Here is an 18,220-nt window from a genome sequence, read left to right on the forward strand (position 1 = left end):
CAACGCGCCCATCACATGTCATAGTGAGAGACGGACACCTTGGAGGTCACGTGAAGATCGCTATTGTTGATGATGATCGTTCGGTGAGAAAAGCCCTGGCTCGTGTCCTGGCCACCGAAGATATCGAAACATCAACCTACGCCTCCGGCCCCGAGTTTCTGATCTCGCTGTCGGAACAAATCCCCGATTGCCTGATGCTTGATATTCAGATGCCGGGGATGAACGGACCAGAAGTACAGCGCAGGCTTCGGGAATCCGGATTCTCGATGCCCATTATCATCATTACTGGCAACGATGATTCAAGTTTTGTCAGACATATGATCGAAGCTGGCGCAATCGCATGTTTTTCCAAACCGGTCGATATCAGGCTTTTACTTGATACAATCCGACGCGCCGTTGTCAGAAACTGAATATTGTAGACATGAATAGACCAAGGTCCAGCTTGGCCAGCATAAAACTTCGACAGTAGATATGTGCTGGCGACTTGCCTCGAACGAGGTCATACTCAACGAAAGTGCAAAAGCACCTTGGTCGAGTAAAAAGAAAGAGGATCAATCATGAAAGTTACGCGCAGAGAAGCGATTACGATGATGGCGTTCCTTGCGAGCACATCAGCGCTGACCTCGACCGTTCTGGCGCAGCAAACAGATCCTGATGATACCCGCACCATAGCCAGGGAAGCCTTCGTCTATGCCTTCCCGATGGTGGAGAGCTACAAGACACTATACGCACAGGCAGTGGATCAGGGCGGTCCCAATTTCAAAGCGCCCTTCAACCAGATAGGTAACACCGCTCAAGTCTTTACTCCGAAAGATACTGCGATTGTCACACCGAACTCCGACACGCCTTATTCCTTCGTTTGGATGGATTTGAGGGCTGAACCGATCGTTCTGACATTGCCGGAAGTCGAACCAACACGTTACTACTCCGTCCAGCTGATTGATCTCTATACCTTCAATTTCGCTTATCTTGGCAAGCGCACGACCGGTAGCAAGGGCGGCAATTTCCTGATTGCCGGGCCGGGATGGAAAGGCGAAAAGCCGGCCAACATCGCTCAGGTGATACGCTGCGAAACAGATATTGCGTATGGGCTTTACCGAACCCAGTTGATGGGGTCGGACGACATCGATAATGTCAAGCGCATCCAGGCGGGATACAAGGTCGCGACACTGAGCAGTTTCCTTGGCCAGCCAGCGCCAGAACCCGCACAGGCTGTGGACTGGCCGGTACCGGACCTCGCGACAATGACGACCACCCCGGCGATCTTTCAATACCTTAATTTCCTGCTCACGCTTGCGCCAACAAATGCCGCGGAAACGGAATTGATGGCACGTTTTGCAAAGGTTGGTATTGGTGCGGGCAAGCCTTTCGATGAAAAGACGCTGTCGGCCGACAAGCTCAAGGCGCTTCAGGACGGCATTGCCGATGGGGAGAAGGCTTTCGAGGATTTCAAACGAAACGAAGTCGATGCTCGCAAAGTTAGCACCGCGGACATGTTCGGCACACGCGAGCATCTGAAGAACAATTATCTCTATCGATACGCAGCCGCCAAGCTCGGCATTTTTGGTAACTCCGGCGAGGAAGCAATCTATCATGGCTACTTCGTTGATGCCGGTGGCGCTCCGCTTGATGGGGCGGGCAAGCGTTACGCGCTGAAGTTCGAAAAGGACAAATTGCCACCAGTTAACGCGTTCTGGTCCATGACGATGTATGACGGCAAGACGCAACTCCTTGTGGATAATTCACTGGACCGATACCTGATCAACTCACCGATGTTGCCAGAACTGAAGACAAACTCCGATGGCGGTGTCACGCTTTATGTGCAGCACGATTCACCCGGTGCCGACAAGGAAGCCAACTGGCTGCCGGCTCCAGCTGGGCCATTCTTCCTTGTACTGCGGCTTTATGAGCCGAAGCCAGAGGCGATCTCTGACGCTTGGGTCGTGCCTCCGCTGACGGCCGTCAGCTAGCCAATTCCTTGAACAAGAGCGCCAGGAATGAAACCATATCTCATCCTGATGTGTTCTCTTTAGACACTTTATTGCAGCATCTATAAAATCGCGTGCTTGTATAATCGACTTAAACTTGTCAGTACTTTTGTAGTCTGACCTCTAGAAGTAATAATTCGAATGGAGCCTGGGGTGAACGCCCTATCGGAGAGGGGACGTAATATGAACTATCGTCGTTATTTGGCCGCTGTTGCATTAACGTTCGGGGGGCTTTCTGCTGCCGGAGCTCAGGAACATGATGCCGTAAACGAAGCAAATAACCCGTTAACCCCGAAAGTCACGATTAATCTTCACAACTACTATGTTCCGGAGTTGACGGACCTTCACGACAAATATGCGAACCAGTTTCTGCTACGCGGACTGATCCCTTCCGATCTGTTTGGTGCCCCGCAGCTGTTCCGTTTTACTCTGCCGATTGCGACGGCTCCTACATTTCCCGACGGCGTAACGACCGGATTGGGCGATCTCACGCTCATGGACCTCTTCATGTTCCCCGGAAAGGATGTTTCGTTTGGCGCGGGACCAATGTTGGTTCTACCGACGGCTTCTGATGACGTACTCGGTGCTGGTAAATGGCAAGCAGGTCTCGCAGGGGTTGCAATTGCGCCTCAATCATGGGGCTTGATCGGTGGTCTGGCCACATATCAGGCATCATTTGCAGGTGACGGTGATCGGGACGATGTTTCACTGGCGACCGTCCAACCAATACTGAACATCAACCTGAAAGATGGCTTCTATCTACGTTCATCAGCGACCTGGAACTTCGATCTGGAAGATGGAGATTATTCGATCCCTGTCGGGTTCGGTATAGGTAAGGTTATTCCACTCAACGACAAAGTGACCATGAATGCTTTTGTCGAACCGCAATATACGGTCTTCAATCATGGTTCCGGACAACCGGAATGGCAGATATTCGCAGGCGTTAATTTCCAGTTTGCTGTTGGCAAATAGGCTGACAATTGTGTTTCAGGAACCCTGAGACACGGAGGGAGAGATCAATGAAGCGATATACACTCGCGTTGGCTTCTGTTGTGCTTGCGTTGCACCCACATATTGCATTTGCAACAGATCAGACACCTGTTCCGCCCGCGATAACGACTCCTGAAGAAGTCAAAACTCAGGCAGGAACCTTTCACTTTCCGAAAGGCATTCCTGATCAGAAAACGGCAGCTCATATCTACAATCAACTCGATCTGTCTCGCGGCGTGAGCGTTTATCTCAATGCATTGCCCGCGGTTTCGGTCCAGGCGATCCACAATGGTTTCCGCGGGGCAGGTATTAACGATGGAGATGTCGTTATCTTCTCCAAACTGATGGATTCGCGATCACTGTTCCTCACTGCTAACGCTGACACTGTTTATTTTTGGACTTTCCTCGATTTGAGCAAGGGCCCTGTGGTCGTTGAGGCTCCCAGAGATGTCCTTGCCATTGTTGATGATGCGTGGTTTCGCTGGGTAATGGATATTGGTACACCGGGTCCAGACCGTGGTCTTGGCGGTAAGTATATTCTGGTACCTCCAGGCTATGACGGACCTCTTCCTGAAGGAGGGTATTTTGTTGCCCACTCGAAGACCAACACTGTACAGTTGCTCGGTCGAGCTTTCCTGGAAAATAATGATCCGGCACCAGCGGTTGATCGTATCAAGAGTGAGCTAAAGATCTACCCGTATTCGCTTGGTGGATACGGCAGTAGCATTGGTTCATTTCTAAACGGAACGGGACCGCTGGGAAAGTTTGCAAAACCTGCAACGCCCCGTTTTGTTGAAGGTTCCGGGCTCGCCATCAATACGATCCCTCCAAACGACCATACTTTCTACGAGCTGCTTGACAAGGTCATTCAGGAAGAACCTGTCACTGCTCTCGATCCAGAGATTGCAGGCCAGATTGAAGCGATCGGCATTGCGAAAGGCAAGCCATTCGCGCCTGATGATCGAATGAAGAAAATATTGGCTGAGGCTGTAGCGCAAGCCAATGCAACGGCGAGGGTCTTAAGCGTTAGGCCCCGCGAAGCGGAAGGTTTCCGTTACTATGAGGACAGTGATTCCCTTTGGACAAACCAGTTGTTCGCTGGCGGTTATGAATTCCTCACTCCGCCGCCGGAAATAACCAAAGATGGCGTGAAGCCTGCCGTCAGCAATGGAGCTCGTAAACTCGATTCGCGCGCATCAATGTTTTATGTCGCAACAGGCATCACTCCGGCGATGGTGATGCGGTTGCCGAAAATAGGCTCACAATATCTCGGTACCTTCTTTGATGCGCAGAAACAGCCTCTTGACGGTTCGAAAACCTACAAGATTACACTGCCAGCCGACATTCCAGCAGAAAAATTCTGGTCATTGACGGTCTATGACGTCCAGACGCGCTCCATGCTCCAGACAGAACAGCTCTTTCCGCGTGCCGGAAGCCAGAACTTCCCCACACCCGCAGCAGAAGCAAACGCGGATGGATCCACAACAATCCATTTTGCGCCGCAAAAGCCAGATGGCGTTAAGGAAGGAAACTGGATTCAAACTGATCCGAAAAGAAGCTGGTGGTTGATGCTGCGCCTTTACAGCCCGCTGCAAACATTCTTCGACAAGAGCTGGCGTCCAGGCGAAATTGAAGAAGTTAAAGGATAAATACTGACCCTGTCGCTGGGTTTAGCGGCAGGAAAAATCCTCTGACAGCATGCAAATCATACGAGGCGTTGACGTCTGGCAACAACAGATTGTGAAACGATGGCGTTTATAAAGTGGCGAAGGAGCCTCACATGCGCAAACTGGCCCTATATCTCTCAGTAGCTTCTTTGGCCGTATCGACGGCGCATGCAGGGCCGGGTGTTACTACCGCCAAAGTCAACCTTCGTGTGGGGCCGGGAACGGGGTACAACACTGCCGGATCAATCCCTGCGGGAGCGGGAGTGGAGCTCGGCGCTTGCGATGCAGGTGGCTCCTGGTGTTCAGTGACCTATCAAGGCAAAAATGGATTCGTCAGCGGACAGTTTGTTAAAGAAGCTGATACCGAACGGCCGGGGTGGCCCCGCTCGTTTTCCACGGACAAGGGCGCGGAAATTGTCCTTTATCAACCGCAGCTCACCGAGTGGAAAGAATATGCTGAGCTTTCGGCGCAAATTGCAACCGAAATCAAGGTAGACAAACAGGCCAAACCGGTCTTTGGCATAGTCAGCATTGTTGGAAAAACGACGAATGACGGAGCCACTGGACAGGTGGTGTTGAGTGATATCAGGGTGACAGAGCTCAATTTCTCAGCTTTTGATCGGAATGAGCTCGCCGATCTGTCGTTGGAGATCGGCAAACTCATTACGGTCGGCACTGTGACCTTACCCGCAGAGCGTCTGACCGCGAGCCTTGCCGATTATCAAAGGACCGAGGATGTCACGGGGCTGAATATAGAGCCACCAACCATTCAGGTTTCCGAGAGTCCCGCCATACTTGTACAGACCGACGGCAAAGCAGTTTATGCCCCGGTAAAGGGCGTGGACGGACTTTCCTTTGTCGTCAATACCAATTGGGACCTGTTCCGGATTGATGCAGAAAAGTCGCTCTATCTGCGTGATGGTAAGTCGTGGCTTACCTCTCAAGATCTTACAGCCACCTGGGAACCTGCAACGACCCTGCCGGAACTCATTTCCAAACTTCCGGACGAAGAAAACTGGAAAGACGCGCGCACCGCGATTCCGCCTGTTGCGTTTGAGGATGGCAATAAACCAAGCGTCGTTTATTCTGACAAGCCAGCCGAATTGATCCAGTTCAAAGGCAAACCCACACTTGAAGCGATCTCTGGCACTCAATTGGAATGGGTTTCCAATAGTGAGAACGATGTCTTCTTCAGCAAGGCAGACACGAAGTGGTATGTGCTTCTTTCAGGAAGGTGGTTTTCGGCAGCCGCACTGGAAGGACCATGGACGTTCGCAACTCCTGATCTACCGGAGGATTTCCGCAATATTCCCGATGATGCACCATATTACACCGTGCGTGCTTCGGTTCCTGGGACTTCTGAAAGCGCCGAAGCGCGGCTTCGCGCAAGCATCCCGGAGACCGCTCGTGTAGCAACCGATGGTTCAGTAAAGGTCGACGTCACATACAGCGGCGATCCGAAGTTTGAGCCAATCAAAGGTACTTCCCTTGAATTCGCGGTCAATACTAATGATCAGGTAATCAAGGTTGGTGACAAATACTACGTCCTTAAACAGGGCATATGGTTCGTCGGTGACACTCCCGAAGGTCCTTTTGCTGTAGCCCGATCCATTCCCGAGGAAATCTATAAAATCCCTCCGACGTCGCCCGTTTACAATGTGACATATGTCCGGATTTATCAGACTGAGGATGATGCTGTCTGGATCGGCTATACAATGGGTTACCTTGGAGCTTATCTTGCATGGGATGCCATTGTTTACGGCACTGGCTGGTATTATCCTGCCTATTGGGACTACGGATGGGCTGGTGGATACTGGCCTTATTATCCTCGTCCAATGAGCTACGGCATCGGTGCATTCTATAATCCGGCTCGGGGTACATTCGGCCGCTATGGCTATGCCTATGGACCTTATCGCGGGATTGCTGGTGGAGAAGCTTACAATCCAATCACTGGAAACTATGTTCGCGGCGGCGGCATAGCTGGTCCGTTAGGCGACAGGGGATTTGTGACTGCCTACAATCCACGCACCGGAAGTGCTGCTTTCGCGCATGGCGGGCACAATGTTTATGGTTCCTGGGGCACCGCTGGCGTCCGTCACGGTTCTGATTGGGCACGAGCGCACGCAGGCGAAATAGCAGGCGGAGGTGAAGGTGTTCGCTGGCGTACGTCAGGCGGAAATCATGGTTTAGTGGCAGGCGGTGGAACGGGTGGTGACGTCTATGCTGGTCGTGACGGGAATATATACCGTCGTCAGGATGGACAATGGCAAAAGCATTCCGATGATGGCTGGTCCCCGGTCCAAAAGCCTTCTGCTGACAATCTTAAAGAACGCGGTCAACATTTTGCGACCAAACATCCGGAAGCAGCGACATCGCTACGGGAACGTCACGCTCAAGGACAACCCGCGAAACAGCTAAGTTCTCGTCAAAGACCGGTTGCTCCAGACCATCTTTCAATTGATCGGGCCGGACGTGAGTTTGGCAATCGGCAGTCGCTTGGTCATCGTATGGAGTTTCATCCAGAGTTCAGGGGGGGTGGATTCTCTCGTTCCGGCGGGCGTCATGGCGGATTAGGGCTTCGACGACGGTAGGGGCTTAAAACCAGTGGAGTCAATTCACTGGTTTTACTCGCCACCAGCCTGACGAGGATGTCGCTGTCCGAAAGGCGACAATAACAATACGACTGCTGCAAGTAATCTGCGACGCCAGTACGATAAAGGATCAAACAATGACATTCGCTTTCAATAAGCCTATCAGCATCGGCGTTTTGATAGCTGGCTTAAGTATTACGTCGGCCGTTCACGCGGAGTCGCTCCAAACGCGCATCGGCGAAATCCCGACACAATTCGGTCTGCCTGCAAATCAGGCAGCAGTTGAGAAGCTCTATAATGAAATGGACTTCCAGCGAGCAGTTCAATCTTATCTCTGGGCTTTGCCGATTGTAGGCTTTGCAGGCTGGCAGGACGCACAGCGCAATGTCTTCGGTGCTGCCGACACAGATATGGTTATTTATGAAAGCGTCAAGGACAAGCTCGGTATTCTGACCGCAAATGCCACGACACCTTACATCGTTGGTATGCCCGACCTTTCAAAAACAGGACCACTGGTAATTGATTATCCTCCCGGAGCATCGGCTGGCGGCGTGGGGGATTTCTGGCAGCGCCCAATAGAAGACATGGGAGAAACAGGTCCTGACAAAGGAAAGGGGGGGAAATATCTGATTGTTGGCCCCGGTCAGACACCACCTGACGCTGAAGGTTATACGGTCGTCCAATCTCCTACTGTAAACCTTTTCTTCGCATTCCGCGTTCTGGATCCCGATCCTGCGAAAGGCAAAGAACTAATCTCGAAGGTTCGGATCTATCCATACGCTGATCGCGACAAACCCGGTGAAACCCGCTTCATTCAACCTGAAGGTCGTGAATGGAGCCAGGTTCCCCCGAAAGGCATTGCCTATTGGGAACGGTTGAATGACATATTACAGCGCGAGCCAGTCATGGAGCGTGATCGCTTTTATATGGCCATGTTAAAGCCACTTGGCATAGAGAAGGGAAAACCATTCAAGCCCAACGAAAGCCAAAGAAAGTTGCTTGAGCAAGCGGCCGTTCTTGGTGAAAAAATGGCGCAGTCGCTCGCGTTCGACAATCGTGATCCCAATGCCCGGTATCGGTCAGACGCCCGCTGGGAATACCTATTCACGTTTGATCCCGGCCAAGACGTGGGCACTTATGCGCCTCTGGATCAGCGAACCGGCTATTTTTATCAGGCTGTGACGACGAGCCGGGGAATGGTAACGAAAACTCCAGGCGTGGGCCAGGCTTATATCGGTACCGCGCATGACAAGGACGGTGCATGGCTTGATGGCGGCAAGAGTTACCGCCTTCATGTTCCGGCTGATGCACCTGCCAAATTGTTCTGGTCGCTTACGGTTTATGATACTGAAACGCGCGCCTTTTTCGACAATACCCCAGAGGGTATCGTTGATCGTTCATCTCGTGCCGATCTTAAGAAAAATGCAGATGGATCGGTCGATCTTTTCATGGGGCCGGAAAAGCCAGCTGGACATGAGAAAAACTGGATACCCACCATTCCGGGAAAAGCGTGGTTTGCATTGTTCAGGTTTTACGGCCCGACAGAAACCTATTTCGATCAAAGCTGGAAACTACCTGACATCGAAAAGAACGACTAGATTGCCGTGCGCCCTCTCGGGCGCACTACGCTCGACCTAACAGTTTAGACTTGCTGCAATATTTTTCCTTAAGCAGGTTCAAACTTAAGGAATTTGCCGAACCTTATGAATTATCAGGAATTGGGGAGACCACATTGAACGTGAAACTTGTACGGGCTGTCGGCCTGATGATTGCAGCCAGCGTGCCCCTTGTGGCCAATAACAATGCTGAAGCAGCCGAAGGCGGCTCTGGTTTTTACATGCTTGGCAGCAAAGGGCCAGCTGCAGCCATTCTCCCCCCACTTCCAGGCTTGTACTTACAGAATGATCTTTACATTTATTCCGGTGGTTTAGGCGGATCACGCGGTCTCCCATTGGGCGGACGCACGGTGGCGGACATAGACGCAACCGCCGTCATTAATGTACCGACTGCGATCTGGGTAACCCCGGCAGATATTGCAGGCGGCTCGCTGGCATTCTCCTTGTCACTGCCGTTTGGGCAAAAAGACATGGAGGCAGGGCTCGAAGTGATTAATCCCGTCACGGGCGCAACGATTTCGCGATCACGTCAGGAAGACAGGTTCAGCTTTGGCGATCCAGTTGTGTCCGGCATGATCGGTTGGAACTCTGGCAACTGGCACTGGCAAACCGGTGTGATGGTCAACGTTCCGATTGGTGATTACAAAGACGGATCTCTGTCCAATATATCATTTAACCGATGGGCCGCTGATCTGAATGCTGCTGTAACATGGCTAGACCCAACTACAGGTCTTGATGTCTCGGTTGCATCAGGGTTTACCTTTAACGGCGAGAACTCCGCGACTGACTATAAAACCGGTACCGAATTCCACGTCGAATGGGCAATATCCCAGAACTTTTCCAAGCAGTTCTCGGCAGGCGTTATTGGTTATTACTATGACCAGATTACTGGCGATAGCGGTGCGGGAGCTCGACTCGGCGATTACAAAGGACGGGTTGCCGCAATTGGTGCGACGGTCGGGTATAATTTCGAGATGGGGCCAATGCCAGTCTCGACACGCCTGAAATATTTCCACGAGTTCGCGGCCGAAAACCGGGCAGAGGGAGATGCAGTGTTTCTAACAGTCGCAATACCTCTGGCGGTGCCCGCGCACTAACTGGAAAGAAAATTAGCCGCAGCAGTTTTATTATCAACCTGCTGATCATAAGCAGGTTAATCTCAACAATGGCAAAGCCACGCAGACATTCCGAGCTTCAGTCCGTTACGGCGTCCCGATCCAATGTTGCGTGCCGCGTAAAGTTCATTGCCCAGTCCAGCTTAGCGTACGATTTTTAACTGCTCTTGTTCCGACCCCGACCAGATCATTGATCCCAAACACGAGCTCGTTCTTCTGGCCAAAGTGATCAACTGGCCATTTCTGGAACAGCGCTTTGGTGAGGTCTATAGCGACAAGGCGGGTAAACCACCTTTGCCAACCCGGTTAATGGCTGGACTTGCCGTCATCAAGCATACTTACAACCTGTCAGATGAAGCGCTCTGCACGCGCTATCTCGACAGCCCCTATGTCCAGTATTTCTGTGGTGAAGAGTTTTTCCAGCATTCGTTGCCCTTTGATCGTTCCTCCATGACGCGCTGGCGACAGCGCATGGGGGAAGAACGTATCGGTGCTCTGTTGCAGGAAAGCCTGTCGGTTGCCATTGAGACGGGAGCGATGAAGCCATCGGATACACGCGAAGTCATCGTTGATACCACCGTGCAGCCAAAGAACGTGATGTTTCCCACCGATGCAAAGCTCTTGCACAGAGCGCTTATACGATTGCTTGCTCTCACCAGAAAGGCCGGACTGAAGCTGCGTCAGACCTATATCCGGGTGGCCAAGTTCGCGCTCATCGATCAACAGCGTTATGCTCATGCCAAGCAGTTCAAGCGGGCTGGCAAGGCGATGCGTAAGCTCAAGACCTTTCTCGGCCGTGTTATCCGCGATATTGGCCGCCAGATTGCTGGTAATGACGAACTCAGCCAGATGTTCAGCATAGCCCTTCACCAGGCGAGAACCGTTCTCAGCCAACAGCAGCGTCAAAGGGGCGACAAGATCTACAGCCTCCATGCGCCTGAAGTCGAGTGTATTGGCAAGGGCAAAGCACACAAGCCCTATGAGTTCGGTGTAAAGGTCTCTGTCGCCACAACATTGAAGCGCTCAAAGGGTGGTCAGTTTGCCCTACACGCCATGGCATTGCCGGGTAAACCCTATGATGGCCATACACTCGCAACCATCATTCCAGATATTGAGGAGACGGTTGGCAATGAACTGTCGCTCATTCTGGCTGATAAAGGTTATCGGGGGCATAATGCACCCGACAGCCACAAGTTCAGGGTCTTCATCACTGGTCAGAGACGGCGTGCCACGCCTGCAATCAAACGTCAGATGAAGCGACGATCAGCCATTGAGCCGGTAATCGGTCATTGCAAGAATGAACATCGGATGGATCGAAACTATCTGGGTGGCCAGCAAGGCGATGCCATCAATGCAATCCTGGCGGCTGTTGGCTACAATTTCTCCCTGCTACTCAACTGGCTCAGGCTGTTTTTGTGCCTCGTCACAGCGGCGCTCATCGCGCTTACGCCAAACGAGCGCCAGCCTCAGCACTCATAACCATCTCTCAAAGCATAATCGCCAAAATGAAAAGGCCGTTCCGACAGCATCCGAGCGGCCAAATTTATTCAAGATCGAGATAATTCACGTTCGACGAACTCAATCCATGCTGTCTTGAACGGACTCGGATTCGCCATTGGCGACAACTTCGACTTCCTCGTTCTTGCCGGATGAAACCTTGAAATCCCGCTGATAGATGCGGTCCTTGTTCTTCGCGACGGCGACATAATCGCCTTCGATAAGGACCATCGACGAATAAGCGCCAGCACTTTCGCGTACCACGTCGCCAGAAGCGTTGAGGATAGACCACGACGTATCGGCAAGCGCTTCGCCGCCACGCTCACGCACAAGTTTCAACGTCACTTCTGCGGCGCGGTGCTGGACGGTCGCCTCGGTCAGCTTTCCAGCTTCCACGCGAATGTCGGCACGAATGATGGCATTGGCTGAACCGTAGTTGGAAACAACATGATAGGTGCCGCTGTTGAGGCGGATGATCGTGTTCGGCTTGACGTCGGGCACAATCAGCGAACGGTCATTATTGTCCTCATCGGCATAGATCGAAAACCGCAGCAGATCGTCATTGATCTTGCCGTCATCCGGCAGAATCGCACTGAGTTTCATTCCACCGGCATCAAGCATCATCACTTCATGACGAGTTGCATTGCCGACTGTAATCCGCTTGGTCGCGCCAGCGCGCCCGTAAGCAACATGCACCAGATAACTACCTTCCGGCAGATTGAAAACAGCACTGCCGCCTTGTGCGCTTGCGATGAGTGGCAACTGACCGTCCGGCCCGACATCGGGCGAGAATACGCGCCATACAAGACCTGTCGGGATGTCACCGCCACTGTCACTCAGTCGCGCCTTGAGATCGAGTTCACGCGTCTGAATGAGCGGATTGTTCTCCGGGCTGGATGGGGAGGCGTATGTGTTCAGTGTCGGAAGATCGAGCGGCGGCTGTGGCAGGTCCGGCAGGCCGGTCGTGGTGGTTTGCAACTGCGGAATATTTATCTCAGGATCAAGGCCCTGAGCCACTGATGGCATCGCACTTGCTGCGAGCAAAATCGCTGAAAAAAGCGATCCGCCTAGCAAGATAATTTTTCTCTTTGGGTAAAACAGGTTCAAGCGATCCGACATGCTGTATTTTTGATCCCATGCGGGTGGCGAATTCAAGGCCAAATCGTTTCCAGCACCAGCATTTTTCCAACTTCTGTCGATTAATCGATTCCAGAATTTTGACTTTACAGTTTGGATGCGACGGGCGAGAAGAAGCAGCTTCCGAAAAAGTGGAGCAAGATAAGCAGTATTTTAATAACGAGGTTATCCGTGGCCCATCCGGTGTTCGATTTTCTGGCACAGCGCAGTTCTACCCCGATTTCAGCTATTTCCGAGCCAGCTCCTGAAGGCGAGGAACTTGCAGCCCTGCTGAAAGTTGCAGCACGTGTGCCTGACCATGGACGCCTGACACCCTGGCGCTTCATCCTTTATCGCGGCGACGCGCGCCTCAAAGTCGGAGAGTATCTGGCCCGGCGTGCTGAAGAAATCGAAGGCCCTATGCCTGAAGGGCGCAAGGAAAAAGAACAGACTCGCTTTTCGCGCGCGCCGCTGGTCATCGGCGTTGTGTCATCGCCGGTCGCACATGAACGCATCCCGGAATGGGAACAATTTCTTTCCGCCGGAGCCGTAGCGATGAACCTGTGCACGGCGGCCAATGCGCTTGGATATGCCAGCAACTGGATTACCAACTGGTATTCGGACGATGCGACGGCCCGTGCCTTGCTGGGGCTGGCGCCCAATGAGCGCGTAGCCGGGTTTGTCCATATCGGAACGGCTGAAAACAGGATGCCCGAGCGTCCGAGAGCCGATATGGATAAGATCGTCACCGAATATACCGGCCCATGGGTGCAAGCTTAGACCTGACTTCAAAAACGCTTGCTAATTTACGGATAGATATATGTTTTACGAGCCAAGAGAAGGGCATCCGCTGCCCCATAATCCGTTCAAGGCAATCGTTGCCCCTCGGCCTATCGGCTGGATCGGAACGCGATCGAAAGACGGCGCCGTCAATCTCGCGCCCTATTCCTTCTTCAACGCTGTCTGTGACACGCCGCCTATGGTCATGTTTTCATCAAGCGGTGCAAAGGATAGCGTTTCATTCATCGAAGAAACCGGCGAGTTCACGGCAAATCTGGTAAGTGACCATTTGAAAACGCAGATGAATGCATCATCTGTCAACGCGCCTCGCGGGATCAGCGAGTTCGAATATGCCGGGCTCACCAAGGCACCAAGCAGGCTCATTGCTGCTCCGCGCGTCAAGGAAGCCTATGCTGCTCTTGAATGTGTCGCGGTTGAAATCAAGCGACTGCGGGACAAAGAAAGTAGGCTGACCGACAATTATATGGTGATCGGTGAGGTTGTCGGTGTTCATATCGACGAGCAGGTGCTGACCGACGGTCTCATCGACATCTCGAAAGCCAGGCCTGTGAGCAGACTTGGCTATATGGATTTTGGTACAACGGAAAGCGTCTATCAGATGTTCCGGCCGAAATGGGAAGATGAGAAATAAGCGCTGACAAAGCATTTCCAGCAAAAGTGTGAAACGGTTTTGCGTTTGGAAATGCGGAAAACAAACAGTTCGAGCGGTTCTGACTATTCTATCAAAACGGGAACCGCTCTAACTCACAGCCCTTTTTTCTTGGCTTGACCCCAGATTGCTTCCATCTCATCGAGGGTCGCGGCATCCAGATCGCTTCCGGTTTCACCGAGCGTCTTTTCGATGAAATGAAAACGCCGCTTGAACTTCTCATTGGCGGCGACGAGCGCGGTTTCCGCATCGATTTCGAGATGGCGGCCCAGATTGACCATGGCAAACAGCAGGTCGCCATATTCTTCCTCGATATTCGCAGGTTCCTGCGCCGCCATTGCTTCTTTCAGCTCTGCGGTTTCCTCGGCAATCTTGTCGAGGATTGGTGCTGCCTCAGACCAGTCAAAGCCGACTTTCGCAGCTTTCTGTTGAAGCTTCAGGGCACGAAGCAGGGCAGGGAAGGCTTGCGGAATATCATCCAGAAAACCACTCTTGTCAGCCGCTTCAAGCCCGAGTTTTGCCCGTCGTTCGGCTCGCTCGGCCTTTTCTTCGGCCTTGATGCGGTTCCATGAACCCTTGGCCATGCCAGCGCTTTTTGCTTCAGCATCGCCAAAGACGTGCGGATGACGTCGTATCATCTTGTGGGTGATGGCTTCGACAACGTCACCGAATGCAAAGCTGCCCTGTTCTTCAGCCATGCGCGAGTGAAACACCACCTGCAACAAAAGATCGCCAAGCTCTTCGCGCAGATCGTCCATATCGTTGCGCTCGATTGCGTCGAGGACTTCATATGTTTCCTCAAGCGTATAGGGCATGATGGATTGGAAGCTTTGTTCCACATCCCATGGACAGCCGGTTTCAGGATCGCGGAGCGCTGCCATGATTTCCAGCAAGTGATCGATATTGCGGGATGGTTTCATCTTCGCTCCATCAAACTTGGCTAATCCGTGGCTGTCAATTCGAGAGAATCGCGCCGGATGGCTTGAAGTCTGTTACTGATTTTGCATAGTCAGCCGGGGATCGCACATCGGGGCGGTATGTTCAACAAGCGGATACATAAACGATGACAATTCTTGTGACTGGCGGCGCGGGCTATATCGGCTCGCACACCTGTGTTCAGCTCATCGAGGCAGGCCACGACGTGGTTGTGGTCGACAATTTTGACAATAGCCACCCGGAAGCCCTGCATCGCATCGAACAGATTACAGGGCGCGCGCCACGCCGCGAATCCGGAGATATCCGCGATCGCGCCTTTCTGGAACAAGTGATCAGGCGTCATAAATGCACTGCCGTCATTCACTTTGCCGGTCTGAAAGCCGTTGGGGAATCGAGCGAAAAGCCGATGCTTTATTATGATTGCAACGTAGTGGGCACGCTGCGGCTGTTGCAAGCCATGGAAGCAACCGGAGTCAAGACACTGGTTTTCAGCTCATCCGCCACGGTTTACGGCGATCCGCAAAAATTGCCAATCACCGAGGACCAGCCACTGTCGGCAACGAACCCCTATGGTCGAACGAAGCTCGTCATCGAAGACATGCTTCGCGACCTCTACAATGGCGACAATAGCTGGAAGATCGCTATCCTGCGTTATTTCAACCCGGTTGGCGCACATGAGAGCGGCCTTATCGGCGAAGATCCAAAGGGTATTCCGAACAATCTGATGCCGATCATCGCTCAGGTCGCCACTGGCCGTCGCGAAAAACTGAATGTCTGGGGCAATGACTATCCGACACCCGATGGCACCGGCGTTCGCGACTATATCCATGTAGTGGATCTGGCCGCAGGCCATCTGAAGGCACTCAAGAAGCTTGATGAGCCGCAATGCTTCTCGGTCAATCTCGGCACGGGGCAGGGCTATAGCGTTCTCGATGTCGTCAAGGCTTTCGAACATGTTTCGAACCGTGAGATCAAATACGAGATTGCGCCGCGCCGTCCGGGTGACGTGGCCGAGTGCTATGCCGACCCTACTTTTGCCCAGAATTTCCTTGGCTGGTCGGCAGAGAAGAACCTGCGCGAGATGTGCCAGGATATATGGCACTGGCAATCGAAGAACCCCAACGGCTATGAATGAGCCGAACCGGGCGAAATAGCCTTATGAATGAAGCGGGCGTCGCATTCCGCGATGCCTGCAAGATTGGACGATATGATGCGTTTCCTGCCTGACAAATTCACCAGCATGCTGATCGTGACCATTCTGATTGCGTCCGTGCTTCCCGTGCACGGTGACTTTGCAGACTGGTTTGCATTGGCGACGAAATTTGCTGTCGGGCTGCTGTTCTTCCTTCACGGAGCACGGCTCTCGCGCGAGGCCGTGGTTGCAGGCATAACGCACTGGAGACTGCATCTGGCGGTACTCTCTTCGACATTCATCCTTTTCCCGATTCTTGGCCTGATGGCAGGCTGGACAGTTCCAGGCTTGTCGCAGTCAGCCTTCTATACCGGTATCCTCTTTCTCTGTGTCCTGCCTTCTACGGTTCAGTCGTCCATCGCCTTTACCTCGATAGCTGGAGGCAATGTTTCGGCGGCAATCGTATCGGCTTCCGCATCGAATATTTTCGGCATGTTCCTCACTCCGCTGCTGGTCGGCCTGTTGTTCGCGGTAAAAGGCGGCGGCGGGATATCGATCGATGCGCTGGAATCCATCCTGCTGCAATTGCTTGCTCCATTCGTGCTCGGGCAGATCCTGCAGCCATTGATCGGCAACTTCATGAGACGCCACAGCAAAGCGCTTGGCTTTGTTGACCGGGGCTCGATCCTGATGGTTGTTTATCTGGCTTTCAGTGAAGCGGTGGTCGAAGGCCTTTGGCGCACCGTTTCGTGGGAGGATCTCGGCATGATGGTCGGCGTCAATATCATTTTGCTCGTCGCTGTGCTGCTCGCCACATGGTACGGCAGCAAATGGCTCGGCTTCAACCGTCCTGATCGCATAACCATCATGTTCTGCGGATCAAAGAAGAGCCTTGCCAGCGGTGCGCCGATGGCAAGCGCAATTTTCGCCGGCGCGAATGTGGGCAGCATCGTTTTGCCATTGATGCTCTTTCACCAGATCCAGCTTATGGCCTGTGCAGTGATTGCACGAAAACTTGCGGATCATAAGGGCCATGAAGACCGCATTACCGCTGCTGCGGAGTAAGGCGCTCGACAAAAGCGAGTGCTCTATTTTTCGGGAAACAGGAACGTCGTTACGAAGCGGGCGCCCCATTTGGGTCCGTCCGATGGTGCTTCAGCATAATATCGCGCGGACGCACCGATGCTGACCCGTTGTTCGCCAAACTTGAAGACCTTCGATATGCCCGCATTGATCGGCACGGTCCATTGCTCGGAAGTCCAGTCAAAGGATGATTCCGACGATAGATTCAGCGCTGTCGTGTCGGGAAACGTATAAGTGAGAAACGGCTGGATAAAGCTCTGGCTCACAGCTTCACGGTCGCTGCGCCCGGCATAGGACCATATATGATTGGCCAACGCGCCATAGGTCCAGCCGCCATGCTGTTTAAGAATGACACCTGTCGGGCCAGCACCCCATTTGCCAGTGCCAAGCTCGCTGCTGGTGGCGGTTGGCCAAAGGAATACCGGACCGACACCCCAGGTTATGCCGCCCACAGACTGGACAGGTGAAAAGAAGAAGCTCTGCTCGGTGTCACTCAAGCCAAAACGATTGTCAAAACCGGCTGCGGGAGCCTGCTGATAAACGACTGGAACAATTGTGCGGACAATGAGATTCCAGTCTTCGTTCAGCGAAAACGGAATAACAGGCTGAATGTTGAGTGTGTATCGGTAGGAGTCATTGGGACCAAAGCAACAGTCGTAATTGCTCTGGAAAGGGACACTGATAAGACTGGAGATGGGATTGGCGAGTTTCTTGGCAATTTCCTGGTCTGCGTCAGCTCGCGCATGAGTAATACCAGATATGACAGCCATTGAAAGGATGACCGATTTCAAAACAGAACGACGCACATAAGCCTCATCATTATTTTAAAATACAACAATATAAGAAAACGGATAACAATCATACGTTATCATTACGACTGTAATTTTCCATTTAATACTTCAATTATTCACAGGTATGGAATGTTATATTCAACATCTCTTTAATAGATAAGGAAAATAAACGTGCCACTTGGCGCTTGATAGAACATCGGGATCAGCGTAGGAGAGCGGGCAGGGGCTCCGCTCCCGTGATTGCGGGT

The 18,220-nt window shown here is 52.6% G+C and carries 15 protein-coding genes; 12 read left to right on the forward strand and 3 right to left on the reverse strand.

The window, feature by feature from the left end:
• Window positions 1-50 precede the first annotated feature (50 nt).
• The 8 genes from CQZ93_RS06840 to CQZ93_RS06875 all read left to right on the forward strand — a co-directional run bounded on the left by CQZ93_RS06840 (window position 51) and on the right by CQZ93_RS06875 (window position 11,446).
• On the forward strand, window positions 51-410 hold the full coding sequence (locus CQZ93_RS06840; protein WP_181153323.1) for a response regulator transcription factor: 360 nt from the start codon (window positions 51-53) through the stop codon (window positions 408-410).
• A 147-nt stretch (window positions 411-557) separates the two neighbouring features.
• Window positions 558-1,970 carry a DUF1254 domain-containing protein gene (locus tag CQZ93_RS06845; RefSeq protein ID WP_105541913.1) on the forward strand — a complete coding sequence of 471 codons (1,413 nt, stop codon included), beginning with the start codon at window positions 558-560 and terminating at the stop codon, window positions 1,968-1,970.
• Between the two features lie 201 nt (window positions 1,971-2,171).
• A complete protein-coding gene (locus CQZ93_RS06850) occupies window positions 2,172-2,960 on the forward strand; it encodes a hypothetical protein (protein WP_105541914.1) in 789 nt (262 codons plus the stop codon).
• Window positions 2,961-3,007: 47 nt separating this feature from the next.
• On the forward strand, window positions 3,008-4,627 hold the full coding sequence (locus CQZ93_RS06855) for a DUF1254 domain-containing protein (protein ID WP_105541915.1): 1,620 nt from the start codon (window positions 3,008-3,010) through the stop codon (window positions 4,625-4,627).
• Between the two features lie 131 nt (window positions 4,628-4,758).
• A complete protein-coding gene (locus tag CQZ93_RS06860) occupies window positions 4,759-7,236 on the forward strand; it encodes an SH3 domain-containing protein (RefSeq protein ID WP_105541916.1) in 2,478 nt (825 codons plus the stop codon).
• 137 nt (window positions 7,237-7,373) lie between these two features.
• Entirely contained in the window at window positions 7,374-8,834 is a 1,461-nt protein-coding gene (locus CQZ93_RS06865; RefSeq protein WP_105541917.1) for a DUF1254 domain-containing protein, read from the forward strand.
• Window positions 8,835-8,884: 50 nt separating this feature from the next.
• Window positions 8,885-9,949: a SphA family protein gene (locus CQZ93_RS06870; protein WP_286152504.1), complete on the forward strand. Its 1,065-nt coding sequence runs from the start codon at window positions 8,885-8,887 to the stop codon at window positions 9,947-9,949.
• A gap of 171 nt (window positions 9,950-10,120) precedes the next feature.
• Window positions 10,121-11,446, forward strand: a complete 1,326-nt coding sequence (locus CQZ93_RS06875) for an IS5 family transposase (protein WP_105541918.1) — start codon at window positions 10,121-10,123, stop codon at window positions 11,444-11,446.
• A 99-nt stretch (window positions 11,447-11,545) separates the two neighbouring features.
• Here the strand turns inward: CQZ93_RS06875 and CQZ93_RS06880 are convergent, their stop codons facing one another.
• Complete coding sequence (locus CQZ93_RS06880; protein ID WP_422616081.1) at window positions 11,546-12,490, reverse strand: RgsD C-terminal domain-containing protein; 945 nt, start codon at window positions 12,488-12,490, stop codon at window positions 11,546-11,548.
• A 282-nt stretch (window positions 12,491-12,772) separates the two neighbouring features.
• Here CQZ93_RS06880 and CQZ93_RS06885 point away from each other — a divergent pair, with 282 nt between their 5' ends.
• Window positions 12,773-13,360: a nitroreductase family protein gene (locus CQZ93_RS06885; protein WP_105541919.1), complete on the forward strand. Its 588-nt coding sequence runs from the start codon at window positions 12,773-12,775 to the stop codon at window positions 13,358-13,360.
• A gap of 40 nt (window positions 13,361-13,400) precedes the next feature.
• A complete protein-coding gene (locus CQZ93_RS06890) occupies window positions 13,401-14,012 on the forward strand; it encodes a flavin reductase family protein (protein WP_105541920.1) in 612 nt (203 codons plus the stop codon).
• Window positions 14,013-14,125: 113 nt separating this feature from the next.
• Here CQZ93_RS06890 and mazG read toward each other — a convergent pair whose 3' ends face one another.
• Window positions 14,126-14,950: a nucleoside triphosphate pyrophosphohydrolase gene (gene mazG / locus CQZ93_RS06895; protein ID WP_105541921.1), complete on the reverse strand. Its 825-nt coding sequence runs from the start codon at window positions 14,948-14,950 to the stop codon at window positions 14,126-14,128.
• A 143-nt stretch (window positions 14,951-15,093) separates the two neighbouring features.
• On the opposite strand from mazG, the gene galE reads away from it, so the two are divergent.
• Window positions 15,094-16,101, forward strand: coding sequence for a UDP-glucose 4-epimerase GalE (gene galE, locus CQZ93_RS06900; RefSeq protein WP_105541922.1), 1,008 nt, complete (start codon window positions 15,094-15,096; stop codon window positions 16,099-16,101).
• A 75-nt stretch (window positions 16,102-16,176) separates the two neighbouring features.
• A complete protein-coding gene (locus CQZ93_RS06905; RefSeq protein WP_105543207.1) occupies window positions 16,177-17,163 on the forward strand; it encodes a bile acid:sodium symporter family protein in 987 nt (328 codons plus the stop codon).
• 23 nt (window positions 17,164-17,186) lie between these two features.
• Here CQZ93_RS06905 and CQZ93_RS06910 read toward each other — a convergent pair whose 3' ends face one another.
• Window positions 17,187-17,951 (reverse strand): hypothetical protein, encoded by a 765-nt coding sequence (locus CQZ93_RS06910; RefSeq protein ID WP_105541923.1) that lies wholly within the window; start codon window positions 17,949-17,951, stop codon window positions 17,187-17,189.
• Between the last annotated feature and the right edge of the window lie 269 nt (window positions 17,952-18,220).

It is taken from the genome of Ochrobactrum vermis (assembly GCF_002975205.1).
Classification (GTDB): Bacteria; Pseudomonadota; Alphaproteobacteria; order Rhizobiales; family Rhizobiaceae; genus Brucella; species Brucella vermis.